The following is a 336-nucleotide window of genomic DNA, read 5'->3' on the forward strand; positions in this document are numbered from 1 at the left end:
ACCATTAACTTCCCAAGTATCAAACTCTTGAGTGTCATCCGGGGCTTTGAAAGCGTTAGGCAACACCGTGTACTCACTACCCTTATCCACGGTTTTACCAGTCATGGTTCCGCTACCACCATTAGCGTCATAACTGACCTTCACCGGGATCTTCTTCCAGACAGCTTTGATAACGGTATCCTTGTCAGCCTTGATCTTGGTTCCAGGCGCAACCTTCTGACCATTAACTTCCCAAGTATCAAACTCTTGAGTGTCATCCGGGGCTTTGAAAGCGTTAGGCAACACCGTGTACTCACTACCCTTATCCACGGTTTTACCAGTCATGGTTCCGCTACC

General features: G+C 48.2%; 1 pseudogene. It reads right to left on the bottom strand.

Annotated features, from left to right (window positions below):
* A pseudogene (locus QP442_RS08400) lies at window positions 1–324 on the bottom strand (hypothetical protein); the annotation flags it as partial.
* Window positions 325–336 lie beyond the last annotated feature (12 nt).

Source organism: Pauljensenia sp. UMB1177, from assembly GCF_030217965.1.
Taxonomy (GTDB): Bacteria; Actinomycetota; Actinomycetes; order Actinomycetales; family Actinomycetaceae; genus Pauljensenia; species Pauljensenia turicensis_A.